Source organism: Streptomyces justiciae, from assembly GCF_015163075.1.
Taxonomy (GTDB): domain Bacteria; phylum Actinomycetota; class Actinomycetes; order Streptomycetales; family Streptomycetaceae; genus Streptomyces; species Streptomyces justiciae.
In genome coordinates, this window is record NZ_JADDXU010000003.1 from 694379 (window position 1) to 719822 (window position 25444).

At 67.4% G+C, this 25444-nt stretch carries 26 protein-coding genes and 1 tRNA gene; 8 read left to right on the plus strand and 19 right to left on the minus strand.

Features of this window, described 5'->3' with window-relative positions; translation table 11 throughout:
- Positions 1–38: 38 nt before the first annotated feature.
- Together IQ210_RS11515 and IQ210_RS11520 are read right to left on the minus strand one after the other, a co-directional pair.
- Positions 39–1505, minus strand: coding sequence for an aminopeptidase P family protein (locus tag IQ210_RS11515; protein ID WP_194078796.1), 1467 nt, complete (start codon positions 1503–1505; stop codon positions 39–41).
- Between the two features lie 104 nt (positions 1506–1609).
- A complete protein-coding gene (locus IQ210_RS11520) occupies positions 1610–3121 on the minus strand; it encodes a PP2C family protein-serine/threonine phosphatase (protein WP_194078797.1) in 1512 nt (503 codons plus the stop codon).
- A 493-nt stretch (positions 3122–3614) separates the two neighbouring features.
- Here IQ210_RS11520 and IQ210_RS11525 point away from each other — a divergent pair, with 493 nt between their 5' ends.
- Positions 3615–4280: a bifunctional DNA primase/polymerase gene (locus IQ210_RS11525; protein ID WP_194078798.1), complete on the plus strand. Its 666-nt coding sequence runs from the start codon at positions 3615–3617 to the stop codon at positions 4278–4280.
- A gap of 57 nt (positions 4281–4337) precedes the next feature.
- Positions 4338–4907, plus strand: coding sequence for a hypothetical protein (locus IQ210_RS11530; RefSeq protein ID WP_194078799.1), 570 nt, complete (start codon positions 4338–4340; stop codon positions 4905–4907).
- A 254-nt stretch (positions 4908–5161) separates the two neighbouring features.
- On the opposite strand, the gene IQ210_RS11535 is transcribed toward IQ210_RS11530, so the two are convergent.
- From IQ210_RS11535 to IQ210_RS11545, 3 genes are all read right to left on the minus strand, one after another.
- Positions 5162–6127, minus strand: coding sequence for a DUF5926 family protein (locus tag IQ210_RS11535; protein WP_194078800.1), 966 nt, complete (start codon positions 6125–6127; stop codon positions 5162–5164).
- Positions 6128–6306: 179 nt separating this feature from the next.
- Positions 6307–6945 carry an ATP-binding protein gene (locus tag IQ210_RS11540; RefSeq protein WP_194078801.1) on the minus strand — a complete coding sequence of 213 codons (639 nt, stop codon included), beginning with the start codon at positions 6943–6945 and terminating at the stop codon, positions 6307–6309.
- Between the two features lie 162 nt (positions 6946–7107).
- Positions 7108–7917, minus strand: a complete 810-nt coding sequence (locus IQ210_RS11545) for a glycerophosphodiester phosphodiesterase (protein WP_194078802.1) — start codon at positions 7915–7917, stop codon at positions 7108–7110.
- Between the two features lie 281 nt (positions 7918–8198).
- Here IQ210_RS11545 and IQ210_RS11550 point away from each other — a divergent pair, with 281 nt between their 5' ends.
- Together IQ210_RS11550 and IQ210_RS11555 are read left to right on the plus strand one after the other, a co-directional pair.
- Positions 8199–9755: a S1C family serine protease gene (locus IQ210_RS11550; RefSeq protein ID WP_194078803.1), complete on the plus strand. Its 1557-nt coding sequence runs from the start codon at positions 8199–8201 to the stop codon at positions 9753–9755.
- Between the two features lie 88 nt (positions 9756–9843).
- Positions 9844–9930: transfer RNA gene (locus tag IQ210_RS11555), tRNA-Ser, on the plus strand.
- Between the two features lie 155 nt (positions 9931–10085).
- Here the strand turns inward: IQ210_RS11555 and IQ210_RS11560 are convergent.
- Positions 10086–10724 carry a Cap15 family cyclic dinucleotide receptor domain-containing protein gene (locus IQ210_RS11560; protein ID WP_194078804.1) on the minus strand — a complete coding sequence of 213 codons (639 nt, stop codon included), beginning with the start codon at positions 10722–10724 and terminating at the stop codon, positions 10086–10088.
- Positions 10725–10730: 6 nt separating this feature from the next.
- Positions 10731–11648, minus strand: a complete 918-nt coding sequence (locus IQ210_RS11565) for a nucleotidyltransferase family protein (protein WP_194078805.1) — start codon at positions 11646–11648, stop codon at positions 10731–10733.
- 427 nt (positions 11649–12075) lie between these two features.
- On the opposite strand from IQ210_RS11565, the gene IQ210_RS11570 reads away from it, so the two are divergent.
- Positions 12076–14025 carry a hypothetical protein gene (locus IQ210_RS11570; RefSeq protein WP_194078806.1) on the plus strand — a complete coding sequence of 650 codons (1950 nt, stop codon included), beginning with the start codon at positions 12076–12078 and terminating at the stop codon, positions 14023–14025.
- A gap of 165 nt (positions 14026–14190) precedes the next feature.
- Here the strand turns inward: IQ210_RS11570 and IQ210_RS11575 are convergent, their stop codons facing one another.
- From IQ210_RS11575 to IQ210_RS11610, 8 genes are all read right to left on the minus strand, one after another.
- Entirely contained in the window at positions 14191–15585 is a 1395-nt protein-coding gene (locus IQ210_RS11575; protein WP_194078807.1) for a tyrosine-type recombinase/integrase, read from the minus strand.
- A complete protein-coding gene (locus IQ210_RS11580) occupies positions 15579–15761 on the minus strand; it encodes a helix-turn-helix transcriptional regulator (protein WP_194078980.1) in 183 nt (60 codons plus the stop codon). The genes IQ210_RS11575 and IQ210_RS11580 overlap by 7 nt, the downstream gene beginning before the upstream one ends.
- Positions 15762–15781: 20 nt before the next feature.
- The gene (locus IQ210_RS11585) at positions 15782–17272 is read right to left on the minus strand and encodes a replication initiator (RefSeq protein WP_194078808.1); all 1491 of its coding nucleotides are present in this window, start codon (positions 17270–17272) and stop codon (positions 15782–15784) included.
- Between the two features lie 148 nt (positions 17273–17420).
- Positions 17421–18128 carry a DUF2637 domain-containing protein gene (locus IQ210_RS11590; RefSeq protein ID WP_194078809.1) on the minus strand — a complete coding sequence of 236 codons (708 nt, stop codon included), beginning with the start codon at positions 18126–18128 and terminating at the stop codon, positions 17421–17423.
- 40 nt (positions 18129–18168) lie between these two features.
- The gene (locus IQ210_RS11595) at positions 18169–18321 is read right to left on the minus strand and encodes a hypothetical protein (RefSeq protein ID WP_194078810.1); all 153 of its coding nucleotides are present in this window, start codon (positions 18319–18321) and stop codon (positions 18169–18171) included.
- A gap of 34 nt (positions 18322–18355) precedes the next feature.
- On the minus strand, positions 18356–19780 hold the full coding sequence (locus tag IQ210_RS11600) for an FtsK/SpoIIIE domain-containing protein (protein ID WP_194078811.1): 1425 nt from the start codon (positions 19778–19780) through the stop codon (positions 18356–18358).
- Positions 19777–19989, minus strand: coding sequence for a hypothetical protein (locus tag IQ210_RS11605; protein WP_194078812.1), 213 nt, complete (start codon positions 19987–19989; stop codon positions 19777–19779). The genes IQ210_RS11600 and IQ210_RS11605 overlap by 4 nt, the downstream gene beginning before the upstream one ends.
- On the minus strand, positions 19986–20351 hold the full coding sequence (locus IQ210_RS11610; protein WP_194078813.1) for an SCO3933 family regulatory protein: 366 nt from the start codon (positions 20349–20351) through the stop codon (positions 19986–19988). The genes IQ210_RS11605 and IQ210_RS11610 overlap by 4 nt, the downstream gene beginning before the upstream one ends.
- 189 nt (positions 20352–20540) lie before the next feature.
- Between IQ210_RS11610 and IQ210_RS11615 the strand changes: the two genes are divergently transcribed.
- Positions 20541–20945: a GntR family transcriptional regulator gene (locus IQ210_RS11615; RefSeq protein WP_194078814.1), complete on the plus strand. Its 405-nt coding sequence runs from the start codon at positions 20541–20543 to the stop codon at positions 20943–20945.
- Here IQ210_RS11615 and IQ210_RS47875 read toward each other — a convergent pair.
- The 4 genes from IQ210_RS47875 to IQ210_RS11630 form a co-directional block, all read right to left on the minus strand.
- On the minus strand, positions 20926–21051 hold the full coding sequence (locus IQ210_RS47875) for a hypothetical protein (protein ID WP_265584692.1): 126 nt from the start codon (positions 21049–21051) through the stop codon (positions 20926–20928). The genes IQ210_RS11615 and IQ210_RS47875 overlap by 20 nt on opposite strands.
- 1277 nt (positions 21052–22328) lie before the next feature.
- Positions 22329–23165: a protein kinase domain-containing protein gene (locus tag IQ210_RS11620; protein ID WP_194078815.1), complete on the minus strand. Its 837-nt coding sequence runs from the start codon at positions 23163–23165 to the stop codon at positions 22329–22331.
- Between the two features lie 70 nt (positions 23166–23235).
- Positions 23236–23679: a glycine-rich domain-containing protein gene (locus IQ210_RS11625; RefSeq protein ID WP_194078816.1), complete on the minus strand. Its 444-nt coding sequence runs from the start codon at positions 23677–23679 to the stop codon at positions 23236–23238.
- Between the two features lie 196 nt (positions 23680–23875).
- Positions 23876–24118: a hypothetical protein gene (locus IQ210_RS11630; protein WP_194078981.1), complete on the minus strand. Its 243-nt coding sequence runs from the start codon at positions 24116–24118 to the stop codon at positions 23876–23878.
- Between the two features lie 107 nt (positions 24119–24225).
- Here IQ210_RS11630 and IQ210_RS11635 point away from each other — a divergent pair, with 107 nt between their 5' ends.
- Both IQ210_RS11635 and IQ210_RS11640 read left to right on the plus strand, forming a co-directional pair.
- Positions 24226–24969, plus strand: a complete 744-nt coding sequence (locus IQ210_RS11635; protein ID WP_194078817.1) for a helix-turn-helix domain-containing protein — start codon at positions 24226–24228, stop codon at positions 24967–24969.
- A 2-nt stretch (positions 24970–24971) separates the two neighbouring features.
- The gene (locus IQ210_RS11640) at positions 24972–25442 is read left to right on the plus strand and encodes an NUDIX domain-containing protein (protein ID WP_194078818.1); all 471 of its coding nucleotides are present in this window, start codon (positions 24972–24974) and stop codon (positions 25440–25442) included.
- Positions 25443–25444: the final 2 nt, after the last annotated feature.

The following is a 25444-nucleotide window of genomic DNA, read 5'->3' on the forward strand; positions in this document are numbered from 1 at the left end:
CCGGGCACCCCACAGGTACCCAGCCTTCAAACCACCCGTCAGCCCTTAAGAGCAGCCATCCAGCTCTCGACCTCATCAGACCGCCGAGGCAGCCCCTCAGACATGTTCCGGTTACCGTCCACGGTCACCAGAATGTCGTCCTCGATCCGCACCCCGATACCCCGGTACTCCTCGGGCACGGTCAGATCGTCGGCCTGGAAGTACAGCCCGGGCTCAACGGTCAGCACCATCCCCGGCTCAAGGACACCGTCGACGTACGTCTCCACCCGCGCGGCAGCGCAGTCGTGGACGTCCATGCCGAGCATGTGCCCGGTCCCGTGCAGCGTCCAGCGCCGCTGGAGCCCCAGCTCCAGCACCCGCTCCACCGGCCCCTCGACAAGCCCCCACTCGACGAGCCGCTCGGCCAGCACCCGCTGCGCGGCGTCGTGGAAGTCCCGGTACTTGGCGCCCGGCTTCACGGCCGCGATACCGGCCTCCTGGGCGTCGTACACGGCGTCGTAGATCTTCTTCTGGATCTCGCTGTAGCGGCCGTTGATCGGCAGCGTGCGCGTGACGTCGGCGGTGTAGTACGTGTGCGTCTCGACGCCCGCGTCGAGCAGCAGCAGGTCACCGGAGCGGACCGGCCCGTCGTTGCGCACCCAGTGCAGCGTGCAGGCGTGCGGACCGGCGGCGCAGATGGAGCCGTAGCCGATGTCGTTGCCCTCGACCCGCGCGCGGAGGAAGAAGGTGCCCTCGATGTAGCGCTCGCTCGTCGCCTCGGCCTTGTCGAGGACCTTCACCACGTCCTCGAAGCCGCGCGCGGTCGAGTCGACGGCCTTCTGCAGCTCGCCGATCTCGAACTCGTCCTTGATCAGCCGCGCCTCGGAGAGGAAGACCCGCAGCTCCTCGTCGCGCTCGGCGGTGACCTTGTCGGTCAGCGCGGCCTCGATGCCGGCGTCGTAACCGCGGACGACGCGGACCGGGCCGGTCGCCTCGCGCAGCGCGTCGGCCAGCTCGCGGACGTCGGAGGCGGGGATGCCGTACAGCTTCTCCGCCTCGGTGAGGGAGTGCCGGCGGCCCACCCACAGCTCGCCCTGGCCGGAGAGCCAGAACTCGCCGTTCTCGCGGTCGGAGCGCGGCAGCAGGTAGATCGTCGCCTTGTGCCCGTCGGCGACCGGCTCCATGACCAGGACGCCGTCCTCGGTCTGGTTTCCGGTGAGGTACGCGTACTCCACGGAGGCCCGGAAGGCGTACTCGGTGTCGTTGGAGCGGGTCTTCAGGTTGCCCGCGGGGATCACCAGCCGCTCGCCCGGGAAACGGGCGGAGAGCGCCGCACGGCGGGCCGCGGTCTCGGCGGCCTGGGCGATCGGCTCCAGGTCGTGCAGCTCGGTGTCGGCCCAGCCGGACTTCATGTTCTCGGCGAGCTCGTCGGAGACGCCCGGGTACAGGCCGTTCTTCCGCTGCTTGATGGGCTCTTCCGACTCAGTCTCCGGGGTCTCCGGGTTGAGCTCGTCGGCCACGGTCATCCTCCTCGATACGGCACTGGACCCCCTCCATCGTACGGTCGTACGGAAGGGGGCCCAGGGCCGGAAGGCCTGTTACACGCCGCTGTCCGGCGTTACACGGGGCGCTACTCGAAACGAGCGGCGAGCAGCACGACGTCCTCGTCGGAGTCCGCCGCGTCCAGCCCGTCCGGCAGCACCGTGCGCAGCACGTGGTCGGCGATCGCGTCCGGGTCGTGCCGCAGCGCCTTCGGTACGCCCGCGGCGGCGGCGTGCAGCCGCGCGAAGGCGCGGTCGGTGGCGTCGCCGGTACGGTGCAGCAGCCCGTCGGTGTAGAGCAGAACCGTCTCTCCGGGTTCGGCCACCAGCTCCACGCTGGGCGCCTCCCAGCAGGCGAGCATGCCGAGCGGCGCCGACACGGACGTCTCCACGAACTCCGTGCGCCGCTCGCCTACCAGCAGCGGCGGGCAGTGCCCGGCACCGGCCAGCGTGATCTTGCGCAGGGCGGGCTCGCAGTAGGCGAACAGGGCGGTGGCGGAGCGGGCGGGCTCGGTCAGGCGCAGCAGCAGCTCCAGGTCGGACAGGACCGCGACCGGGTCCTCGCCCTCCATGACGGCGTACGCCCGCAGCGACGCTCTGAGCCGGCCCATCGCGGCGACCGCGCTGGGGCCGGAGCCGGTCACCGAGCCGACCGCGAGACCGAGGGCGGCATCGGGCAGCGGCAGGGCGTCGTACCAGTCGCCGCCGCCGCGCGGGCCGGTGCGGTGCCGGGCGGCGAGCTGGACGCCGGCGACGCGGGGGAGCCGGGACGGCAGCAGCTCCTCGGCCATCGTCGCCATGGACGCGCGCGTGCGCTCGAGCTCGACGAGGCGCGCCAGGTGCTCGGTGGCGTAACGGGCGTACAGGCCGACGAGGTGGCGCTGGCGCTCGCCGGGCTCGGCCGGTTCGTCGTACAGCCACACGGCCGCGCCGAGGCGGCCCGCCGCGTCCGAGGACAGGGGCAGCGCGTAGCTCGCGGCGTAGCCGAGGCGGGCGGCCACTTCGCGGTGGCGGGGGTCGAGGCCGTCCTCGGCGAAGAGGTCGGGCTCGGCGATCTCGCCGTCGGCGTCGGGGAGTCCGTCGAGGATGCGGCCGTAGGACATGGCGCTGCGCGGGACGGTCTCGATGTGGCCGAGGTCGGCGCGGGCGAGGCCGAGGCCGATGGTGGTGTCGGGGCCGAGGCCGTCGCCGGGTTCCAGTACGACGAGACCGCGCCGGGCGCCCACCAGGGCGGCTCCGGCGCGCAGCAGTTCGGTCAGTGCCTCCGCGAGGGAATCCGTGCGGGCCAGCCGCTCGGTGAGCTCGTGGAGGGTCGTGAGGTCGGAGACCCAGCCGGCGAGCCGGTCCTGGAGCAGGGCCCCGGGGGCGCCCGGTGGCGGGGCCGGTGAGGTGTCCGGGGCTACGGGCGCGGGCGCGACAGTGTGTGCGGGCGAGGGAACCGTTGAATCGATTCCGGCCACTTTCGGAGGGTGAGGGGCGTTCATGGCGTCCGGCTTTCCGACCGGTGCGTATTGCTCAAAAGCATCGCAAACCCCCATGTCATTCTGCGCCGCTAGCAGTGTCTCCACATGTACACGCACTCGTGAGGGGATGTCCAGCATTGTCCTGCCGGGATTCCTGGTGTCCGTGGGTCACCGGTGCACCCCTTGCCGAAAAGCGAAGTTGGCTTGAAACTGACTCAGGTAACGCCTTATTGCGGTCGACTGGCCTTGCTCCACAGAGCGTCACAGCGGTCGTGATGGGTACGTACTCGGAGAAGGCCAGGGGTGGTTGACAACCACCCGGAACCTGGTGACGGACCCGGGCGTCTTAGCCACCGACGACCGAGCCCCATCCTCCCGTGGCGGAGGCGAAGAGAAATACGCGGGACGGCAAAACGCCAGACTTCGCCACCCCCACGCCACGCCCATGCTTTTGATAGATGCAGTGTGGGCCCGGCTGCCGCGGACGCAGCCGACGTTCGGCCCATAGGGGTTCCCCTTGTCTCGGACAGGGGTGTGATGCGCCAACAGGTACGCACAGTGCAGTGATCGACACATGGTGTGATGTGGCCCACGGTGTTGCCAGCGGTGCAACGGAAAGGAACGAGCGCTCATGCGCGAGATCCTCGGAAAGGCACGCAGGCTCCTGTCCAAGCGGAACGACGGGGGGCCTGAGTTGATCAGCGCGGCCCTGACCTTCGCGACGGAATGGCAGTGGCCCGTACTCCCGGGCGCGGCGCCGGACCCGCAGGGCCGGGCCCGCTGCTCCTGTCCCGACCCCGAGTGCACGGTGCCCGGGGCGCACCCCTTCGATCCCGGCCTCCTCGCGGCCACCACCGACGAGCGCATGGTGCGCTGGTGGTGGACCAACCGACCCGCCGCGCCGATCGTCCTGGCCACCGGTGGCCAGGCTCCCTGCGCGGTCTCCCTGCCGGCCCTCGCGGCCTCCCGCGCGCTCACCGCCCTGGACCGTCAGGGCATGCGCCTCGGACCGGTGGTCGCCGCACCCAACCGCTGGTCGATCCTCGTCAAGCCGTACTCCATGGAGCAGTTGGGCGAACTGCTGTACGCCAAGGACTTCGTCCCCGGCTCGCTGCGGTTCCACGGCGAGGGCGGCTACCTCGCCCTGCCCCCGTCCGAGACCGGCCACGGCGCCATCCGCTGGGAGCGCGCCCCGCTGCCCGGCTCGGCCTCTCCGTGGGTGCCCGATGTGGAGGCCGTGGTCGACGCGGTGGTCGACGCCCTCACTCGTACGGGTGTGAGCGCGCCCGAGTTGTAGGGGTGTCGGGCGCGCACGGAACCAGCCGTGTGCGCCCGGTCGTTATCGTCCCCTTTCATGCTGCGTCATTCTGGGGGACGACCCCCGGACCCCCGAAAGATTCGTCTCCTCGCCCTCTCGGGCGTCGTGGTATGCGCGGTCGCGCTGCCGCTGGCCGTGGCGTCCGCGGGGCAGGTGGGCGACGAGGTGGTGCGTGAGGCGGCGCGCACCTCCCCGCGCGACGATGCCAAGGCGCCGTCCGCCGCGCCCAGCCGCTCTCCCCTGCTCGGCCTCGGTCTGGCCACCGCCGCGCGCTGCGGTCCCGAACTCACCTCCCCCGACGGCATCGAGGCGCAGACCTGTGTCCTGACGCAGGGCGAGGAGACCTGGGCGCGGACCTACTACCGCAATGTCACCGGCGGCGCGCTCGACTCCGTGCTGAGCCTCATGGGTCCGGACGACCGGACCGTGCAGATGCGCTGCGCCGTGGGCGCGGGGGACGAGCCGGGGACCTGCGAGACGCCCAGGGAGCGCAGCCGGGGCGGTCCGGACGCCTACACGGCGGTCGCGGAGTTCGCGGGCGAGGCCGGCAGCGGGCCGCTGCTGCTGCGAAGCGGAAGCAACTCCTCGACGCCTACCGGCAGTTGACGCCACTCGGCGTTCCGTGAACGGAAGCGGGCGTACAAAGACCCGGTTGCTGGCGACGGGGGATGCACCAGCAACCGGGCTACTCGAACGGTAACAAGAGATCGGCTGTTCGCAAATTCGATCCCGGAAGTTCGTCGGCTTTCCGGACACCGACTCACTTGCCGCGGGCGGCAGTTGTGATCCCTTCCGGCCGCACGGCGGGACCGGTTCCGGCTGACCGACCAGTCAGCCGAACCCTGTCCCGTACCTGTGTCTCAGCTGAGCGTCACCTGTCGGTTGGTCAGACCGCCCCGCGCGCGGCGCTCGTCCGCGGTGAGCGGTGCGTCCGAGGCCAGCGCGGCGGTGAGGCGCTCGGCGAACTCGGCCGCCGGCTTCTCCACGTCCTCCGCGGAGACCCCGCTCGGCAGGTCCCACACCGGCACGGTGAGGCCATGGGCGCGGAAGGAGCCCACCAGCCGGGTGCCCTCGCCGAGGCCGGACTTCCCGGCCGCGTGCAGCCGCGCGAGCGCGTCCAGAAGCTGCTCCTCGCCGTACGGCATGACCCAGCGCAGGTGGTTCTTCTCCGGCGTCTCGCACCAGTAGGCGGCGTCCACGCCCTGGAGCTTCACGGTCGGGATGGCCGCGGCGTTGGCCCGCTCCAGGGAGGCGGTCACCTCCGGGGTGGCGTTCTCCGCGTCCGGGACCCAGAACTCGAAGCCCTCGTGCACGACTGGCTCGAACGTGCCTTCGGGGTCGAGCAGGTCCTGCAGCCGCGGACCTTCGGCGGGCGCACGGCGGCCCTGGACCGGAGTGCCCGGCTCGGCGGTGAGCGCGCGCTGGAGAGTGTCGGCGAGGTCGCGGCTGATGTCGCCCGACGCCGTGTCGTTCTGCAGACCCAGCAGCACCGAACCGTCGTCGCGGCGCAGCGCCGGCCACGCCATCGGCAGCACCGTCGCCAGCGTGACCGACGGGACGCCCTCGGGGAGGCCGCCCTTCAGCGACAGCTCGACCGTGGCGGCCGGCACCAGCTCGCGCAGCGCGACCCAGTCGCCCTCGCCCACCAGGCCCTCGAACGGGCGCTGCACCAGCTCGGTCACCGCGTGCGCGGCGGCCCGGCCGTGGCACGCCTTGTAGCGGCGGCCGCTGCCGCAGGGGCAGGGCTCACGGGCACCGACGACCGGGACCTCCCCGTCGGCGATCTGAGGGCGCTGGGCCTTCGTCTGGGGTCGCTTCTTGGCCATCGTGGGGTCTCCCGGTTACGGCTCGTCTCGTACGGGCGGGAGCCTAGTCGTTCACGCCATGCGCGACGGGAGCCTGTGGACAACGTGCCGGGTCGGCCCTGCGCGACGGGATCCTTCGACAACGTCCCGGGCGTGCCGTGCCGGTGAAGGTCCGCGGCGCATGGCGGGTGCCGCGCGCCTCAGTCCATGTCGGTGAAGGCGTCCACGAAGTCCAGGTCGGCGATCGACGACACCGACGGCGCCGTGACGCGCGTAGCGAAGTCGTCCCGGCGGTGGCCGGCGTCCGGATCATGAACGTCGTCGTGCACGACGACCCACACCGTGACCTCGCCGCGGGCGTCGTCCCGGACGCCCCAGTCGTCGGACAGCGCGGTGATGATGTTGAGCCCGCGGCCGCCGTGCGCGGTGACCGAGGGCGTGGCCGGAGCAGGGCGCGTGGGCCCGCCGCCGTCCGTCACCTCGACCGTGAGTCTGCCGCTCGGCTCCACGCGCCACGCGGCGCGGACGTCGCCGTCCCCGGTTAGGGCGTCGCCCAGGGGCCGGCCGTGCTTGCACGCGTTGCTCAAGAGTTCGGAAAGAATCAGTACGGCGTCGTCGATGACCGCTTCCGACACACCGCCCCTGCGCAACTGAGAACGCATCCGGTGTCTTGCTTCCCCCACGCCCGCAGGGCCATGGGGTACGGCCATGCTCGACGACGTGGGCACCTCCTGTGCCACCACCAACGCCACCCCCGAGACCTCCTTTGCCCCACGCCACGGTGTGGATGCCCCATTGGCCTGTACCGGAAACCGGCCAATACAGGTCCGCTGACGCATTCGTAACGATCGAACACGGACCGAACGCGCCGGAGCACTCCCTGTAATCGTGTGGCCGGATTTCGACGATTTGGCCGTGACCGAAGATGCTTCAGTCAACTCGTGGGGTCAAGGTTTCTTCACAGGTCTTTACCAGTGAGTCACCGTCAGGCGTCGCGAAGGTCATCGGCCCAGCTGGCGCAGGACCGCGCGGGGCCGGTTGGTGATGATGGCGTCGATGCCGAGCTCCACGCAGAGGTCGACGTCCTCGGGCTCGTTCACCGTCCACACGTGCACCTGGTGGCCGGCTCGTTTCAGCCGCTCGATGTACGCCGGGTGATTGCGCACGATCCGGATCGAGGGCCCCGCGATCCGCACGCCCGCCGGAAGCCGACCGTCCCTCAGCCGGGGCGAGACGAACTGCATCAGATAGACCGTCGGCAGCATCGGCGAGGCGGCACGCACGCGTGCCAGCGAACGGGCCGAGAAGCTCATGATCCGCACCGGGGAGTCGGCGGCCGTGGCGGGCGCCTCCAGGCCGAACCGCTTCAGCAGCACCAGCAGCCGCTCCTCCACCTGTCCCGCCCACCGCGTGGGGTGCTTGGTCTCGATGGCCAGTTCCACCCGCCGCCCCGCGTCCGCGACCAGCTCCAGGAGCCGCTCCAGGGTCAGTACGGAGGTCTCCTCGCGGTCCTCGGGGCGGTGCTCCCAGTCGGGCTCCTCGTCCCGGTTCTTCCAGGAGCCGAAGTCCAGGGCGGCGAGCTCGGCCAGCTCCAGGGCGGAGACCGCTCCGCGCCCGTTGGACGTACGGTTGACGCGTCGGTCGTGGACGCAGACGAGATGGCCGTCGGCCGTCAGGCGCACATCGCACTCAAGGGCGTCGGCGCCGTCCTCGATCGCCTTCCTGTACGCGGCCAGAGTGTGCTCGGGGGCCTCTTCGGAGGCTCCTCGGTGGGCGACGACCTGAATGCTGTGCTGCCGTGCGTGGGTCACCGCGTCATGGTGCCACCGCAGCGGGGTACGCGTCGCACGAGGTGGGCGATGACAGGACGAGATACGGGCGCCGAGATGCGGCCGATCCGTCCGAAAGGTCCCATATAAAGGATGGTCGCAGACCCACAGGCACCGCTTATGGTGCTCTGACGGCCTGTGGGAAAAGCTGACGGCATACAAAAGCACATGCACAGCTGCATCGCGCCGGACCGTCGGCAAGCGTGAACGAGCGTGACCGAGTGCGACCTTAGGACAACAGCCGTGGATCGAGGAGACAAGCTGTGAGCACCGAGAACGAGGGCACTGCGGTACCCCCGGCCCCGTCCGCACCTCCCGTGCCGGTGGATTCCCCCGCAGCCTCCCCGGCCTCCCCGCAGGCGAGCGCGCCCGACAGCGGCGCCCCGACCAGCCCGCTCCCCACGACGCCCCCGCACGCCCCCGGCGCACCGGAGCAGCAACTGGTGCACGCGGGCCAGGCGCCGGCCTACGCGTCGGCGGGCACGGGCGGCGCGGCCGACGCGCACGGGCAGCAGGGTCCGTACGGGGCGCAGGGCCCACACGGGCCGCAGGGCTCGCAGGGTGAGGGCGCCCCGGGTCAGGCCCCGGACGCCTCCTGGCCGCCCCCGCCGCCCGCGACCCCGTCGTACGCCGACAGCGGCTCGGGCGGTGCGGGTGCCGGCGGCTGGGGCGCCTCCTACCAGCAGCCCGCCCCCAAGTCGGGGCGCGGACGCGGTGGCCTGATGGCGGCGGTCCTGATCGCGGCCCTGGTCGCGGGCGGCCTGGGCGGCGGCCTCGGCTACACCCTGGCCAAGAACGACGACAACACCTCCTCGACGACCGTCGCCGCCTCGGACAGCGGCGGGGACGTCAAGCGCGACGCGGGCACCGTCGCGGGCGTGGCCGCCGCGGCCCTGCCGAGCACGGTGACCATCGAGGCCGAGTCGAGCAGCGGCGAGGGCGGCACCGGCACCGGTTTCGTCTTCGACCGCGAGGGCCACATCCTCACCAACAACCACGTGGTGGCGGACGCGGTGGACGGCGGCAAGCTGACCGCGACCTTCCCGAACGGCAAGAAGTACGACGCCGAGGTCGTCGGCCACGCACAGGGCTACGACGTCGCGGTGATCAAGCTCAAGAACGCGCCGGGCGACCTCAAGCCGCTGACGCTCGGCGACTCCGACAAGGTGGCGGTCGGCGACTCGACCATCGCGATCGGCGCCCCCTTCGGCCTGTCCAACACGGTCACCACGGGCATCATCAGCGCCAAGAACCGCCCGGTGGCCTCCAGCGACGGCACGGGTTCGAACGCCTCCTACATGAGCGCTCTCCAGACCGACGCCTCGATCAACCCGGGCAACTCCGGCGGCCCGCTGCTGGACTCGCACGGCAACGTGATCGGCATCAACTCGGCGATCCAGTCGACGAGCAGCGGTGGCCTCGGCGGCACCAGCCAGTCCGGCTCCATCGGCCTCGGCTTCGCCATCCCGATCAACCAGGCCAAGTACGTCGCCCAACAGCTCATCAAGACCGGCAAGCCCGTCTACGCCAAGATCGGCGCGTCGGTCTCCCTGGAGGAATCCACGGGCGGCGCGAAGATCACCGAGCAGGGCGCCAGCGGCTCCGACCCCGTCGAGTCCGGCGGCCCCGCCGACAAGGCGGGCCTGAAGCCGGGCGACGTCATCACCAAGCTCGACGACACGGTGATCGACTCCGGCCCGACCCTCATCGGCGAGATCTGGACCCACCAGCCCGGCGACAAGGTCAAGATCACCTACGAGCGTGACGGCAAGACCAACACCGTGGAGCTCACCCTGGGCTCCCGCGAGGGCGACAGCTGACCCCACGCGCGGGTCGTACACCGCCCCCACGCGCGCGTGGGCACCGGTTACTCTTGTCCCCGCGCCGCCGGGCTGAACGGCGGCGCGGGGAAGCGTGCCCGAGCGGCCTAAGGGAACGGTCTTGAAAACCGTCGTGGCAGCGATGTCACCGTGGGTTCAAATCCCACCGCTTCCGCAGAGGTCATAAGCATGCAGTTCAGAAGGGGTGTTTCTCTTGAGAGACACCCCTTCTGAGTGCGTCGCGTCTCACCTTGACGCAGCTCTGTCACGTTGTTGATCACCGTGTGTGGACCAGGCGTGGACCACGGTCCACCGTCCTGAGCACGGTCATCAGGGTGCGGTGGCGTCTGCCGCCGTGGCCTGAGCGAAGGTGCTGTAGTCGGTGACCCGGCTGATCAGGACCAGTTCCATGTCACCCGCGGTGAAGCGATCGGTGTAGTAGCGGCCGGTGAGCGCGCTGGGTGTCCTGCCTGCCAGGCTCAACCCGCAGACGCCGGTGTGTCGAGGGCTGCGCTGCTGATGGGCCACCTGGGGGACGTTCTCGTAGAGGAAACGGAGTTCAGAGATGCCTGATCCGTCGGTCTTCTGGATGGTCGCGTTGCTGGGGCGGGAGCTGCTTTCCGCTGTGCGCAGTGTGGCGTGGAGGGTCCAGTAGGACTGTTCGACCGTGAGGTAGGCGCGGATGGGGCCCCGGTTGCCACCAGTGGGAATGTGGCTCTCGGCATTGGGGGTGAGCGTGGCGCGCCAAGTCCCATCCAGGCGCGGATGGCCGGTGATCCTGTGGACTCCGGGCCAGCGCCAGGCCCATTTGTCAAAGACCAGGATCAGGTAGCCCAGGGCCGTAGGGACATAGGCGAAGGCGTACTTCAGCTCTTGGTCAGGGCGTAGACCGAGTACGTAGAGCAGAACGCCGTAGATGGTGGAGGAGGCTGCCGCGCCCCAGCGTATGGACTGGGCTGGTGAAGTCATCAGCGATCACCCGTAGTTGAGGTAGTGCCACGCCGCGTTGAGTAGTTGCCGGGCATCGTCGATCTTCCACTTCTGGCCGCTCTGGAAGAGCTTCTTGATCTCGTTCGGTTCGATCAACGCGTTCGGATCTCCCCACCAGAAGTGAACTTGCTGGCGTAGGTGGGTCAGGGCCCCTTCGAAAGCCGTGTCCAGGGAGCCTGCCTTGAGAACCGCGTCAGGGACGTTATAGATCAGGCACTCCATGAAATAAGACGGGAGGTCGTTGATCTCGCCGAGCCGCACCAGGTCGTTCTCCACTGCCTTCAGGGCGCGGACCGCGAACTTGTAACGGTGGCCGGTGCGTTTGTTCTTCTCCCTTCCGTTGACCAGCTGTTGGTGGGACCAGTTGACAATGTGCTTCCCGTCTCTCGTGAAGACGACTGTGCCTTGGGCTGTGGGGCGGCTCCAGCCGGGTTGGTGGAGGTACGTGAAGCACGGGACCACGTCCGTGCTGGGGCGGCTGCCAGGGACATCAGGTACGTAGAAGGCGACATTGTGTGTCGCGTCGACAGCGCTGGACACAGCCTTCAGTGCTACTCCGAGCTCTTCGCGGAACTCCTCGGGCGTCCAGGGGCCGGGGCCGTTGTAGCTGTTGCGCTGTTGGGCCAGCTCCCAAAAGGTCATGCCGCTCGCCGAGACGCCGTGATAGGCGCGCTGGGTGAACTCCACCTTGATGTCAACATCGCTCTCACTGCGCACGTTCGTGTTGTTCGCCCAGGAGCCTTTTGCATCGACGCTGAGTTTGAGGCCGGCGAACCGGGGATGCTGCTGCACCGCGCGGGTGACCATGCGACGCGCGCGCTCAAGGCGCTGCTCCTCCGCCTCACTTGGCGGGTTCGTCCAGCGGGCCAATTTTGCGAATCGTTGTTCAGGTGAGAGTTGCATGTCCCCCTCCTCCGGCGCTGGGAGTTGGACCTGGCGCACATCAGCATCCTGGCCCGCGCGCAGGCTACGCTCCAGCACTGACAATGGGGCCGGGATGGTGAGCAGATGCCAGATCGTTTGTTTGCAACTCACGCCGTTCGGCAAGAAGTTGGTACAGACTATGCTGAGCCAAGCTGACGTTGTGGGGTTCAGCACGAGGTGCTGTCCCATACCAGTGCCCGAATGAGTCAGACACCTGAGCCCACGGGTGCCCATCGAACAAAACTTCGACTTTTCGGTAAGTGTTGGGGCCGCTATGTCGACGAATTTCAATATTTTGGCGACATCGGGGTTTCATGCGTATATAAATGCCCCCTAGGGGGCATGAGTCGAATTACTCGACCGTGCAGTGGACTCGCTGATGGTAGCGACACCAAGGGGGAGTGCGATGACTGACTTGATGAAGGCCCGTGACGATGCCCGAAGGGCTGCTCAAGTCCTTCTTGGAGGGCTGGACAGAGGGGACGTCGTCGCCTCCTTGCAACTGGCTTCGCTTATTCCCCTCAATAAAGTGTCGTCGAAAACACCTTCGGTGCTTGTCGAGTACGCCCAAGCGCTTCTCTTGGGATTCATGCCGACTGTAGACACTCCTAAGAAGCCCGTGTCGATTGATGAAGTGGAAAATGCGCTAGCGCGCGCGATTACTTATGATCAGCAGTGGCACACGAACCGTAACGAACTACTTTCGGAACTTGATCCAGCTTCTCAGCAATTCTATATTTCCAACCTGTATTCCCACGACCCTGGGCCAGCGTTCGCAGAGTTGCATCGAGTCCTTGACATTTACGCCGATTTCGAGGCGGAACTAATTTCGGTAGGCGCCCCGACTGCAGAACAGGCAGCAAGGGCTGCACTCCTCGTCGACGACGTGTGGCAGGAGGGTGTTTCGGAGTTCTTCAAGATAGCGAGGAAGGTCGACCTTCCTTTGATGCCAAAGCTGCTTAAAATGCTAAAGAAGGGCAGGATTTCTGGAAATGTCATCTCGGGTTTCGGGGAGGCCGTTTCCTTCAGTAGTGAAGATTTGGAGCGTGCGGTAGGAGCGGACGCTGCGCGATACATCTTGGCGAATTTGACGTCCGGTCAATCGCGAGATAATCACACGCTCAAGATTTTGTCGGAGATGCGGCTTAAGCCGATCATGCAGATTGGCGATGGGCGCTATTTGGCTCCGGTTTATCCCAACCTTGTTCACGCTCTCGCGCCCATGTTGGACGGAGCGATCAAAAGCTTGGGTGGTGACACGGCGGAAAGATTGCAAAAGTCAAAATCCTCCTATACTGAGCGACATGCGATCGAAGTCTTCTCGCACGCGCTTAAGCCTGATCTGGTTCTCAGGAATCTGCGCTACCCGGACCCTGATCGGACTGCAACCAACGTGGTTTCACCTGAAGGTGACGGGTTGATAGTCCTCGGGCATGTCGCTCTCGTGGTAGAGGCTAAAGCTGGTGGTTTCTCGCCGTCGGCTCAAGCGGGCGATATAAAAGCCATTCGCGGCGTGGTACAGAAACTCATCACGGACGCACAGGCTCAGGCTCATCGGACGATCCGAGCCATGCGAAAGGGTCCAATCACTGGCGTGGATGAAAATGACGTAAAGGTCGAGTTCGATGCTTCACATGTAAAGACTTTCTTCCCTGTCGTTGTAACTCTCGAAGATCTGTCTTCCGTCTCTCCGCGAGTCCACTCCCCAATAGCAGCAGAAGAGCTCGAGGGTTCGCGCTTCGTAGCGAACCCGTGGATCACCAACGTGGACGACCTATCTTGGATTGCTAGCACCATTAGGCCGACGGCGCGATTGCTGAACTATATCGACATGCGCTGTCTTATCTCGGGAATTCCGCAAGTGACTGCGGCTTCAGAGGCTGACTGGATGGTTAAGTATCTGGATTCAGGTCCCCAAGGGGTGATCGATGTGATTGATGCCGCTCAAGAAGTGGGGCCAAATATCGCTTTTATTGCAACCAGGGAAAGGCGGGGAGCCCAGGTCTCGCCGGGTTCGGTTCCTTTGCCACGACTAGTCGAAGCGCTAGATTCCAGGCGCCCCCCGGGATGGTTGATGGCCTCGCTGATTGTGATTTCCCATTGTGGGGACAGCGAGCTAGCGGACAGTCGTAAGCTCAGGTCTGATCTAGACTCTGTGCGCAATACTGGAAGAGCTGTAATGCGGGCTGTTGGTAGTGATTCGTGGGCTGTTGCGATCTGTACTACCCCAACGCCCGGAGTGGATCTAAGGGCCGCTACTGCGAATTATCCTGCAGAAAAGATTGTCGCTTTTGAGCGAACCCTGGACAATCCTGCGGCTTACACGAATTTTCTGTATCTCGATAGAAGTCAGTGAAATCGCCAACTTTCATTGGTTGCTGACTTTCATTGAGTGGCGGAGTTGAAGTGAAAGCCTCTGATTCGCCTTCTAAAAGTACGAAAAAGAGTCGCCCCCGCTGGTTTCAGCAGGGGCGACGTTTTGACGAATCAGGGTAGGGCAGCGCTGTTCGACCAAGCCCGCTTACTCATCATCTGCGGCATCCAAAGCCCGCTCGATCTGTTCGTTCGAGCGCTGCTGGTTTCGGTGAATCGCCTTGGCGTAGAAGCGGAACAGGACCGCGATGCTGTGTCCTGCCCGGCGTGCGACCTCAGCCGGAGAGACGCCGGACTCAAGCCAGAGCGAGACGCCCGCGTGGCGCAGGGAGTACGGGACGTCAGCCAGCGGCGAGGCAGCCTCGGATTCTGTCAGCACCGCGAGCCGAGCCGCCTTCCACACCTCCCCGTACTCCTTTGACAGGAGATGGCCGCCCTGGGCGGCACGAAACAGGCGGCCATCCTCGGCCGCGCCGAACTCCTTGATGTGTTCGCGGACCAGGCGCACCAGGACGGGCGGGATCGGAACCGGACGGGTCGCCTTGCTGGCCCGCTTCTTCAGGCCACGCGTATCGAACGACTCACCTGTGTCGGTCCAGCCGGAGCCGACTCGCGGCATGCTCGTCGACAACAGGACTTCGCCCCAGCCCTCTTCGGGAAGGGTGAAGTCGTCCTCACACAGACTGACCGCCTCACCAGGGCGGTTGGCTGCGTAGTAGAGGCAGCCAAAGAACGCCGTCAGATGCCGCCCGCGTTCGCCTTGCTCGGCGGCAGCATCGATGAGGGCCTTTGCCAGCTTCGGGCCGGGGACGAACCGGAAGTCGATCTCGTCATCGGTCTCGGGCGCCGTCCAGTCCACTTTGTCGAGGGGCAGCGTCGTCAGTAGCTCTCGTTCCACTGCGTAGCGCAGGCAGTTGCTGAAGACGGTCCGCTTGCGGTTCACCGTGTTCTCGGCAGCGGCCGTGCCGTCCTGCTTCAACGACAGTGCGTCCAGGGCTGTCCGCACCACCGACGGTGTGTTGAGGTCGGTAATGTCCACCGACTTGCGAGCGATCCAGTCCAGGGCGGCCACGATGTCGGCCGGAGGCTCTTCGAGGTCAAGGCGAGGCTTCAGCGCCCCCTCATCGTCCAGGAGGAACCGGTAGACCCACGAGTAAAGCGCGATGCGCAGGACCTTGGGGGACGGAGCCCCACGCTTGTCCTTGACCAGCTTCGGCGTGATGGTCGCCAGCGTGTCAGCGATACTCGCGCGGTGCTTGGCCGAGGCGCCAGGCCACTTCATCTCGGCGTACGCACGGGTATGGGCGTACCAGGTTGAGGAGTTGAGCGCCTGCACCTCCGAGGCGGGCAGGCCGGTTTCGGTGTCGAACTGCTCACGGTTGCGTAGTGCGGTCAGCAGCTCCGAGCGGCGACCGTCGGCCTGAGCCTTGATCTTGTAGCTCTTGGAGAAGGGGCGCGGGCCGACACGCCACCGGAGCTGGTAGGCCGCCGCACGGTTGGGCCGTTTGCGGATGCCCCAGACCTGAACGTCGTAGGTCAGCACGCTTCCTGCACCTCGCAGGCATCGAACCAGGCGTCGAGGTCGGCCCGGCGTATGCGGATCTGACCGTTGGGAAGCTTCAGGTGCCTGGGCGCCTGGCCCCGAGCGCGCATGCGGTAGAAGGCGGCGCGGGAGACCCCGATCTCGTCCAGCGCTTCCACCAGCTTCAGGGTCTGCATGCTGGCCTTGGGCGAAGTGGTCACAGCCAGGGCTCTCCTTCGGACTTGATCTGTTCGGAGTGGGCGATGTCGTGGCGGACCTGGGCGGCGAGGAGTTCTTCGCCGGGTCGGTAGCCGCTGCTGAGGTAGGTCCACGAGGAGGCGGTGACGAGGGTGGTGTTCTCGTCGGCGGTGGGGAGGCCGGCGCGGGCACGGGCAGCTTCGGCCTGGGCGAGGCGCCAGGCGCGGCGTACGTCGCGGAGTGTGCCGAGGGTGGTGGAGTAGGCGCGGGATTTGGTGGAGAAGTGGCCGCGGAAGCCGAGCATGTGGGCCCACTTCCAGAGCTTGAGGTGGGCGAACTCCGGCAGGTGGCCGAGGGCCCAAGCGGTACGGATCATCTGCCGTACGTGCTGCTGGATGGGCAGGGCCGTGATGGGTTCGGCCTGTCCGGTGCCGTCGCAGTCGGCGCACCGGTCGTGGAAGCCGTCGGGGCCGCGTACGTAGCCGCGTCCGGCGCAGGGGCGGCACATCAGGGTCCGGTCTACGGTGCCCGTACCTTCGGCGTTCTTCGTCGCGTACTTGGCGACGTATCCGGCGACCTTGGCGTCCGTGTAGTCGGCGACCCTGGCGTCGGTCAGTTCGCCGTCGCCGAGGGCGGTGATGGGGTCCACCTTGAACTTGCGACCCCAGGCGATGACGCGTTCGCCGATGGCGTCGGACTCGACGGTGAGCCGGGCACGCTCGACCGCCAGGCCCACGGCGGCGCTCAGGGCGTCGAAGGTGGCCCAGGCCGGGGGCGGGCTGGCGTGGCCATCGGGTCCGTCGAAGCGGATCACGGCGTGGAAGTGGACCAGGCCGCGCTTCTGGTACTCGGCAACCTTGGCGAAGGAGACACGTAGGGCGGCGTTCAGCGCCTTCTGGGTCATGCCGAGGTGTTCGGCCAAGGCACGGCGCAGGTAGGTGGTGAAGCGCGCCCACAGCTGACCGGCGTGCGCATTCCAGAGCACAGCGCCCGTGTAGTCGTACGTGGCAGGGTTCAGCGGGGTGCCCAACGCCGTGTCATCCTCGGCGTGTTGGGCGCCGCAGCGGCAGGGGCGGGGCTTGCCCGCGTGGTCGGTTTTGCGGTTATGGACAGGGCCGAATGAGGGCGCGGTGAGGGTGACGAAGGCGCGGGGGTGTTCACGGACGGTTTCGGCGACATCCTTGCCGCCGGACAGTCCGGCCTTGATCAGGTGGTAGGTGTCGGCGGCGTACACCCGTGAGCAGGCGGGGCAGCGGGAGGCGCGGCGGTTGCCGCAGGTGGTGAGGAGGCGCCCGGAGGGTTCGTCTTCGGAGCGGTAGGAGCGGACTACTTCCCTGGTGGTCTGGTCGGTGGTGATGGTCCAGCCGTGGAGATTGATGGGGCTGGTGCAGCCGTGTAGGTCGCGGACCTGTTCGGTGACGCGGTCGAAGTCGTGGGTGTTGGCCAGTTTGATCAGGTCCCGCACGCTGGGGCTGATCAGGTGGTGCAAGTCGAGGTCACGGCGGCGCATGGGTGGCGCGGTCTCCCTTCTGGCGCGAGGGTGAGGCCTGCGGGCAGCAGCGAATTGCGCTCGGGCTGCTGCCCGCAGGCATGACGGGTCGGCCCAGGGGTGGGCGAGGGTGGAGGGGGTGCCGGGAAGGCCGGCAGAGGGGGCGTCGCTACAGGGCGGCGTGGAGGGCGGTGGCCATGGGCAGGCCGATGCCGAGCCGCCTCTTGAGCTGAGCCGGAGTAATCGTTTCTCCGTGCTCGGCCTGGTGCGAGGCGGCGATAGAGCGTGCTTCGGTCAGCAGCGGCTCGGGGACCTTGACCGCAGGCACCGCGGAGGCCGGAGCGACCGGGGCCGGGGTCGGTTCCGGTGTGACGGGCGGGGTAGGCACTGTGACGGGCCCGGGCTCGGCGGGGGCCGAGGTGGGCTCCTGGGCCCGTTCTGTGTCGGTGGCAGGCGCCGGTTCGGCTGCATAGGTGGCGACCGCGTGGAACGAGCGGAGGAGCTGTGGGCCGACCGCTCCCCAGCCGAGGAGGAGCAGGGGCGCCACGGCATCGATGGCGGCGCGGCCGTAGTGTCCGGCGACGACAGGTTCGGCGATGTTGAGGGCCAGGGTCAGCAGTCCGGAGACGTGCATGAGGCGGGTGGCCGCCTTCATCTGCTCGGACGGGACGCCCCGAAGGGACAGGTAGCGCAGGGCGACCAGGAGCCCGACCACCGACAGGTCGACCATGGGGGCGATCAGGGGCGCGATGGGGGCGGGGACGCCCAGGCGCAGGGCAAGGGCCCAGACGTTGCCGAAGGAGAAGACGAACGCCAGGGCAGCGATGATGCCCATGACGACGGTCACGGTGCGCTGGGTGATCCGGTCCTCAGACATTGGGAGTTCACCTCCTCTCGTGGTGTCGGTGGGGAATCGGTCAGGGCTTCAGGGCTATGCCCGCCCGGCGCGCGGCATTCGGGCCGAGGTAGGTTTCCAGGACCCGACGTTCGTTGGCGTTGGCGACGCGGTAGGCGGCGATGCCGATCCGACCGGCCGAGTCGAAGTCCTGAGCGGTGATCGCCTTACGCATGTGCCGGATGTAGATCCTCATGAATCGGCGCATGTCAGGCCGCCATAGCGGGGGGCTCGGGGTCATCCTTGGTGAGGTCCACGACCGTCCGTCCAGTCAGGTTCTCCAGGAGCCGGGCCGGATGGTGCACCAGGTGGGCGGTGGCTTCGGCGACGCGGGCGGCGTCCTCGTCGGCGACGTAGGGGGTGCGGATGCGGATGAAGCCGGGGCGGCCGTGCTGGGACATGACCGCGACACCGACGTACGCGGGGTCCTGGAGAAGGACCGGGCTCGCGTCCGGCCACTCGCGGATGTCGTCGCCGAGCGCGGCAACGGCGGCGTCAGCGGTCTTCTGTGCGAAGGACAGGCCGACCGGACAGACATCGCGGATGAAGGTGGGGACGGCGTCCCCGGTGGTCTTCTGCGTGGTCAGGATCGTTAGGAAGCCGACCGAGCGGCCCTTCTTCACCAGATCCTCGGTGAGCCGGGCGTTCTCCGCCGCGAATGCCGCGAGCCGCTTCGTGGCCGGGTCGGAGCCCTTGTGGTCGCGGAAGTAGGTGTGGGCCTCGTCGATGACGACGACAATCAGGGGCCAGTCAGCCGATGGGCCGACGTGCCACATGTTCTTCTTGCCCAGCACCTTGCGGATGCTCGCGGAGCGGGCACGGCGCAGCTCCACCAGTTCCCTGAGGAGATTGTTCGCTTCTTCCAGGTCATCCCCGCAGAACGCGAACGCCCGCTGTACGAGGTCGGCGTAGTCGCCCTCGTAGGCGTGGGACACCTTGCCGTCGAAGAAGACGAACTGCACGGCCGGCGAGGGCGCCCAGTCACACACCAGCCGGTTCACACACGAGGTCTTCCCGAAGCCCGGCAAGCCGCCGACAGCCACTCCGGGCACTTCTTTGAGGGGCACGAAGACAGGCATGCCGTACTCGTCCACCCCCAGGTCCCACTTCGCGTACTCCTCAGGCTGGCGGCCAGTAGGCACGTGAACCGTCGGCGTGATCAGCGGGTCCACGCGCACCCCACGCAGCATGACCTGTCCGGGCTTGTCCCCCGGCAGCGCTGACACGCGGGTCATACGCCAGGCATCCGCCAGGTAGGGGGCCGCCTTCTGAAACTCCGCCAGGCCGACGCCGGGGAGGCAGTTCGCCTGTGCGATCACCCCATACGCGTCATGCGTGACCTTCAGCGCGGGCACCAGGACGCGGGGCTTGACGGGCTTGCCATCCGTGTTCGACAGCGACGCCAGCGCGGTCGGCATCTTGTCCGTGGCACACAGCTTCAGCATCTGCGCGAGCCGCTTCCAGGTCCGCCGCACGCGCACTGCCTGCCGGATGGACTGCCGGGTCATGGCATCGGCGCGCAGGTAGCGGACTACCCACCACACCGACCAGCCCACCAGCACGGCCAGCACCATGCCGGCCACCAGGGGGCCGTAGCCGAAGACCCCTTCCGTCATGTCGTTGAGATCCTTCATACGTCGTTCTCCTGCGGGTTGTAGAGGAAGGCCGCGAGGGCCGAATCGAGGGCCGCCCAGTCCTCCAGGGCGGTGAAGCGGGGGTAGCCGTATCCGACGAGCAGGGCCGCCACCGAGTTGACGAGGGATTCGGTGAACCGGGGGTCCGGTCCGGCGTGAGGCAGCGGGTAGCTGCGCTCAGCGCCGAACCGGAATGCCGTGCCGCTCACGCCGCGTCAGCTTCAGCAGCCGGGGCAGGGCCGCCGACCAGGTCGATGCGGTCGGCGCGGTAGGCGATGCCGTCCGAGAGCGAGCCGTTGAAGATGCGGGCCCACGGGGTGGCGAACAGCTCCACGGGCATCACCGGCACGCCCGGCTTGAGGCCGTTGGGCAAACCGGTCTCCGGAACGGTGACCTTCAGCGCCTCGGCGCGGTCCTCCTCCATGAAGAAGAGGGTGATCGTGTAGAGCTTCGCGCCGGTCTCACGGTCCTTCGCGAACTGGGTCTTCTCGGCGTCCGAGTACTTCGGCACCGCCTGGGTGCCGACCATGAACGACGCGGAGGGGAGCAGGCCAACACGGATACGGGCCATGGGTGTTACGTCCTTTCGGCAGGTGCTCCGCCAGGGGTGGCGGGGCGAGATCAACAGTGCACTACGCCAGATGGGTGCGTCAAGCGCTTAGCGCACATCGCACCTGGCGTGGGCTAGCTCTGCGGTGACTTTGGGGGGTGCATCAGGGTCTTACTGCGCGAGGTGAGCTAGGCCCGCTACCCTCGGACCATGAAGCTGCCCAAGGATTCCGACACTCCGCCGTATCGCCTCGTCGCCGAGGAGCTGCGGCGGCAGATTCGCTCTGGGCGCCTCAAGCCGGGCGAGAGGGTCCCCTCGTCACGTGACCTCGAAGCGAGCTACGAAATCGCGAACATGACCGCGCGGTCCGCACTGCGCATCCTGCGCGATGAAGGGCTGATCTACTCCATGCCGGGTCGGGGCAACTTCGTCGCCGATCCCCTGCCCTCAGAGGCCGACTCGAAGGCCGGCACTCCCGAGGCGGCAAGCGGCGGGCGAATGCCCACACCCGAATACGTCGAACTGTCCGAACGGCTGGATGCCATAAACGCCAGACTCGACAGCCTGTTGCAGGTCTTCCAGCAACTCGGCGGCGCTACCGGGCCGAAGAAGTAGCGGAAACCTTGTCGGCGATCCGACGCGCTATCTCTTCCAGCCGCATCACCTTCTCTTCCACCTCCTTGAGTCGCGCCGCAATACGTGCTGCCTCGTGCTCGGTCATGGTTACCCGTTCGTTGCTGTGCCGTTGTTGCGTACCGCGTTCAGCCAACTGCCGAGGGCTTGCCCGAAGGCTTGCCCAGCGGCCATTCACCGCCAGGTCAGGGCTTGCCCGCACCGCCCGGCAAGCCGTCATCATGGCCGTTGAGTCAGGTCTACCGACCGAACCGGACAGGTGCGAGAGGCGCGGCTTCGTGCTCCCATCAGGCGGGCAAGAACCTTTCTTCCCGTCCCGCCGTACGGGCCCGTGCCCTTTCTGCGCGCTCATGTCGCTTGTCCTTTCAGCCGTCCGGGCAGTGCATCAATGGTCTGGAGAAACGCCTGTTTGGGTAACCGGCGATCGTCGGCTATGTTCCGCCGCGCTCCGCTTTGAGGGACGCCCATAGAGGTTGGTCTTTCGGGTCGCGTGTGACCCCGAACAGATGTGATGCCGGTCACTTCTTTCGCTTCTTCTGTGCGCTTTTCCACAGGTCCCAACCATGGATCGGCCAGCCTGTGGATAGATTCCGCCGACCACCGGGACAAATGGGCAGCAATACGGCCATGAGCATTCATAGCGCCTGGGGGGCTCTGGAACGGGTGGGAGAGCGGGGCCAGCGCATGGACGTGCGACCGCCAGGAGCCCAGCGCAGCGGAGCTGTTCAGAGTTTCTTTACTGGATCAAGGCGGCCCGCCTACGGCGGGCCGCGCGCGCTGGCGGCCAAGGGCCGCCGCCGCTCCTTGTCTCCGCCACCGCTCCGGCGGCCCCCACCCGCTCAGCGCGCAGCCGTGCCGAGGCGGACAACCAGACCAGGAGGCAACCCGCCCAGGCCGAGCACCATGACCAGGCCGACGCCCACCAAGCACGACCGCGCCAACCAACTGCCCACCGCCTTCAACGCCGCAGGACCCCGGCGACGCAACCTGGGCCCAGTTGCCATGCTGCGCGGACGACGCCCAGGCCGGGGCGAGGCGCGGTCCGTGACGTTCGAAGAAGCGTGGCCGAGGCCGGCGGGGGTTACTGGAAACACACATGGCGGGTACTCAGTCGGCGCACCCGCCGCCGTGGCTGACTTTCGGAGGTTCAGGTCAGAACCCTCTCCAACTCGACAACGCGGAGCCGGGGTTACAACCGCACCCACATTCGGGCACGCCAACTACCCCGGTACCATCGGCATCGGGGTCCTGATCAGGGCTTCCGCGACCGGACCACCCGGAATGCTGTCCAGGCTGAGGGGTGGTCCGGTCTTCGTTTGTCGGGTGTGGTCGTACGAGCGGCGTCGGTGTACCGGCACTTCCTGTTCAGCTCAGGGCTTTGCCCACCTCGTAGATGCTGGGACGGTCCTCTGGCGCGTGGCTGAGCATCGCGTCGATCAGCTCTCCCAGCTCCCCTGGCGCCTTGACCGGCCGTCGCCGACCGTTTGCCACGGCCTCTCGCTGCACTGAGCGGGGAGCGTCGTCCGGGTACTCCATCGCCCGCCAGCCAGTGGCGGAGATGAGGAGAGAGGCGCCGAGCGCGTAGATATCGGCTTCCGGCGTCGGCTCGGCTTCGCCTGTGTCGAGTACGCTCCGGGCGATCTCCGGTGCTTCGTAGTGGACGAGGCAGCCGCGGAACGGGAAGTCGTACCCCTCGGGTACGGGCGCGCCCTGGGCAAGGGCGAGGTCGATGAGGTGGGTTCGCTCCGGCCCGATGATGAAGTGGGCGGGCTGTAGGTCACCGTGGGCCCAGCCCTTGGCGTGGAGTTCGGCCAGTGCCTCGACGCAGCCCAGCGCCACGCTGGTGTCCGGTGCGATGGACGCGCCAGAGCGACGGCACGGCTCCCACAGTTGGTAGAGGTCCGGCCCTTCACGCCACGGCTGGAAGTTCCAGGTTCCGCGCTCCCACTCGCCGTACGCGAAGTCGACGAAGCCGAGGCGATGGAACACAGCCCCTTCGCGCGCGGGTGCGAGGGCGGTCCAGGGCTGGGCGGACCATTCGGCCGTGGCCTCGATCGGATAGCCGACTTTCACGGCGTAGTGGCCCCGATCGCTCTCCACCTCCCAGACCATGGAGCCCCGGCGGTTGAGGACCAGGCGCTGGGCCGTCGGCATGAGCGCGTCCAGCACCACGATCGGCAGTTCAGGGGATGACCCGGACAACGTCTGTTCTCCTTCCAGGCGAACGCGGCCGACCACGAGTCGAGGCCGACCGCGTTGCTGCTGACGTGTGCTACGCCTGACCGTAGGGACGGCCGCAGTCCGAGTCGCACTGCGCGAGGTTCTGGCCGTTCACGATCCACAGGTCATCGAAGACCATGAACCCGGCCGCCTTCATGGCACGCGCCGAGGTGATGACCTTCTCCGGGTCGCGGGGCCCGCCGCCCGGCTTCGGGTTGTGGTGCAGGAAGCGGCCCGCGTACCGGTCGCACAGCGTCGCGTACTCCCGCGTGTGCAGGATGAGGGCGTGCAGGCCGAGGTCCACGTCGTCCGACGGGACCATGGGAACGGTAGCCGTGGCCGCAGTGACCAGGAAGGCGACCGCCTGGTCCGCGATCCGTTCGGCGCGCTGGCGCGACTGCCCGTTGTGGACGACCACGAAGTGGGCGAGGCTCTCGAACAGCTCCTCACCAGCCACCGCGCGACCGGTCTTCTGATCGTTCGCCGTTGCCGTCATGCGAGTACTCCTCGTGTGTGGCGGTGCGTAAGTTGGATGGCCGGCCCCGGATGGGAAAGGGGAAGCCGGGGAGTTGGCACCCGTCCGGGGCGGCCCGTCTACTGGCCCATGGCGAGAGCCATACCGATGACCAGGCCGCACGAGCCGCTGACCATGATCACGAACAGGACTCCTGCGTACCGGGCGACAGCGCGCATCACAGCCCCTCCCGACTGTTGCCGTTCCTGATGGCCAGGCGCGCGCTCAGTTCCTCCCGTGGACTCGGCGCCACCACGTTGTCCGGCATGGCCTCCCATTCCGTGCCGCCGCCGATCGGCCTCATCTGCACCCGACCGCCGACCTCACCCATGACGACGCCGATCCGGTCTCGGGCGCTGTCCTTCGCCAGTTCACCGATGCCTGGTCTGGTCTGCTGGTTGCTCGCCATGCCGCCGAGCATCCTGCCGCTCACGGGGACGTCGGAACCTCCGACAAACACCACTTTGGGACGTCCCGCGTCGGGTAGAACGTCCCTAGTGCCGTCCCCGAGTATTGGGAGAGATTGGGATGCCGAACGAGAGGCTACGTGCTGCCATGGCAGCCGGCGGCTGGACGTACACCGCCCTCGCGGACAAGGTCGAAGTCGATCCCAAGTCCGTTGAACGATGGGTCAATTTGGGGCGTACGCCGCGCCGTGCTACTGCCCTGTTGGCAGCGGAAACGCTAGGAGAAGACGTGCACGCTCTATGGCCCGCGCTCCGGCAGGCACGCCCTGCCCGCGCAGTCAGCCCGGAACTTGTGGCTCTCTACGATCAACGGGCGGACGTCCCCGTCTCCACCTTCGTGGACATGTTGACGCAGGCCCGCAGGCAAATCGACGTGTTGGTGTATGCCGCCGTCTTCCTGCACGAGGCGTACCCGCGGCTCAACGACCTGCTGCGAGAGCGAGCTGCCGACGGGTGTGCGGTTCGTATCGCGATCGGCGATCCAGACAGCGTGAATGTCCAACAGCGCGGCACGGAAGAGCGGTTCGGCCACGGTATCGAGTCCCGTTGCCGACTTGCCCTCATGCACTATCGCCCCCTTGCCGGGGTACCAGGCATCGAGGTGCGGACCCATGCCACCACGCTCTACAACTCGATCTACCGTGCGGATGACCAGACGCTGGTCAATGCCCATGTCTGGGGCGTAAATGCCTACGGTGCTCCCGTGTGGCATCTTCGGCGTAACGGAGATGGCGGCATGTTCGACACCTACGCCAGCAGCTTCGACGCTGTGTGGGAGACCGCGACACCGGTAAGAGAAGAGTGACCATGGCAAGGACCGAGTACTACGACGACCCGGCGGCACCTGAGCCGAACAGCTTGGTGGTCGCCGCGTCTGCTGTGGTTACCGATGACGAAGGGCGCGTGCTCCTTCAGCGCCGCCGGGACAACGATCTCTGGGCGCTCCCTGGTGGAGGCATGGAGATGACCGACTCACTCCCGGGAACGGCCGTCCGCGAGGTGAAGGAGGAAACGGGCCTGGACGTGGAGATCACCGGGCTCGTCGGGACATACACCGACCCTCGCCACGTCATCGCCTACACGGACGGTGAGGTGCGCCGACAGTTCAATGTCTGCTTCACCGCCCGTGTGATTGGCGGCCGACTCGCGATCTCGGACGAGTCCACGGAGCTGCGGTTTGTCCCGGCTGAGGAACTGGCCAAGCTACCTATGCACCACACCCAGAGGCTACGGATTCAGCACTTCCTGGAACAGCGGGAGCGGCCGTACCTGGGCTGACC

Bases quoted from the DNA above. Each gene is read 5' to 3' on its own strand.
- IQ210_RS11515 (WP_194078796.1), bottom strand. From the start codon at position 1,505: ATGACCGTGGCCGACGAGCTCAACCCGGAGACCCCGGAGACTGAGTCG.
- IQ210_RS11565 (WP_194078805.1), bottom strand. From the start codon at position 11,648: ATGCAACTCTCACCTGAACAACGATTCGCAAAATTGGCCCGCTGGACG.
- IQ210_RS11520 (WP_194078797.1), bottom strand. From the start codon at position 3,121: ATGCTGGACATCCCCTCACGAGTGCGTGTACATGTGGAGACACTGCTA.
- IQ210_RS11640 (WP_194078818.1), top strand. From the start codon at position 24,972: ATGGCAAGGACCGAGTACTACGACGACCCGGCGGCACCTGAGCCGAAC.
- IQ210_RS11540 (WP_194078801.1), bottom strand. From the start codon at position 6,945: ATGCGTCAGCGGACCTGTATTGGCCGGTTTCCGGTACAGGCCAATGGG.
- IQ210_RS11595 (WP_194078810.1), bottom strand. From the start codon at position 18,321: ATGCGTAAGGCGATCACCGCTCAGGACTTCGACTCGGCCGGTCGGATC.
- IQ210_RS11590 (WP_194078809.1), bottom strand. From the start codon at position 18,128: ATGTCTGAGGACCGGATCACCCAGCGCACCGTGACCGTCGTCATGGGC.
- IQ210_RS11625 (WP_194078816.1), bottom strand. From the start codon at position 23,679: ATGACGGCAACGGCGAACGATCAGAAGACCGGTCGCGCGGTGGCTGGT.
- IQ210_RS11635 (WP_194078817.1), top strand. From the start codon at position 24,226: ATGCCGAACGAGAGGCTACGTGCTGCCATGGCAGCCGGCGGCTGGACG.
- IQ210_RS11600 (WP_194078811.1), bottom strand. From the start codon at position 19,780: ATGAAGGATCTCAACGACATGACGGAAGGGGTCTTCGGCTACGGCCCC.
- IQ210_RS11585 (WP_194078808.1), bottom strand. From the start codon at position 17,272: ATGCGCCGCCGTGACCTCGACTTGCACCACCTGATCAGCCCCAGCGTG.
- IQ210_RS11530 (WP_194078799.1), top strand. From the start codon at position 4,338: ATGCTGCGTCATTCTGGGGGACGACCCCCGGACCCCCGAAAGATTCGT.
- IQ210_RS11615 (WP_194078814.1), top strand. From the start codon at position 20,541: ATGAAGCTGCCCAAGGATTCCGACACTCCGCCGTATCGCCTCGTCGCC.
- IQ210_RS11570 (WP_194078806.1), top strand. From the start codon at position 12,076: ATGACTGACTTGATGAAGGCCCGTGACGATGCCCGAAGGGCTGCTCAA.
- IQ210_RS11580 (WP_194078980.1), bottom strand. From the start codon at position 15,761: ATGCAGACCCTGAAGCTGGTGGAAGCGCTGGACGAGATCGGGGTCTCC.
- IQ210_RS11630 (WP_194078981.1), bottom strand. From the start codon at position 24,118: ATGCTCGGCGGCATGGCGAGCAACCAGCAGACCAGACCAGGCATCGGT.
- IQ210_RS11525 (WP_194078798.1), top strand. From the start codon at position 3,615: ATGCGCGAGATCCTCGGAAAGGCACGCAGGCTCCTGTCCAAGCGGAAC.
- IQ210_RS47875 (WP_265584692.1), bottom strand. From the start codon at position 21,051: ATGACCGAGCACGAGGCAGCACGTATTGCGGCGCGACTCAAGGAGGTG.
- IQ210_RS11535 (WP_194078800.1), bottom strand. From the start codon at position 6,127: ATGGCCAAGAAGCGACCCCAGACGAAGGCCCAGCGCCCTCAGATCGCC.
- IQ210_RS11560 (WP_194078804.1), bottom strand. From the start codon at position 10,724: ATGACTTCACCAGCCCAGTCCATACGCTGGGGCGCGGCAGCCTCCTCC.
- IQ210_RS11610 (WP_194078813.1), bottom strand. From the start codon at position 20,351: ATGGCCCGTATCCGTGTTGGCCTGCTCCCCTCCGCGTCGTTCATGGTC.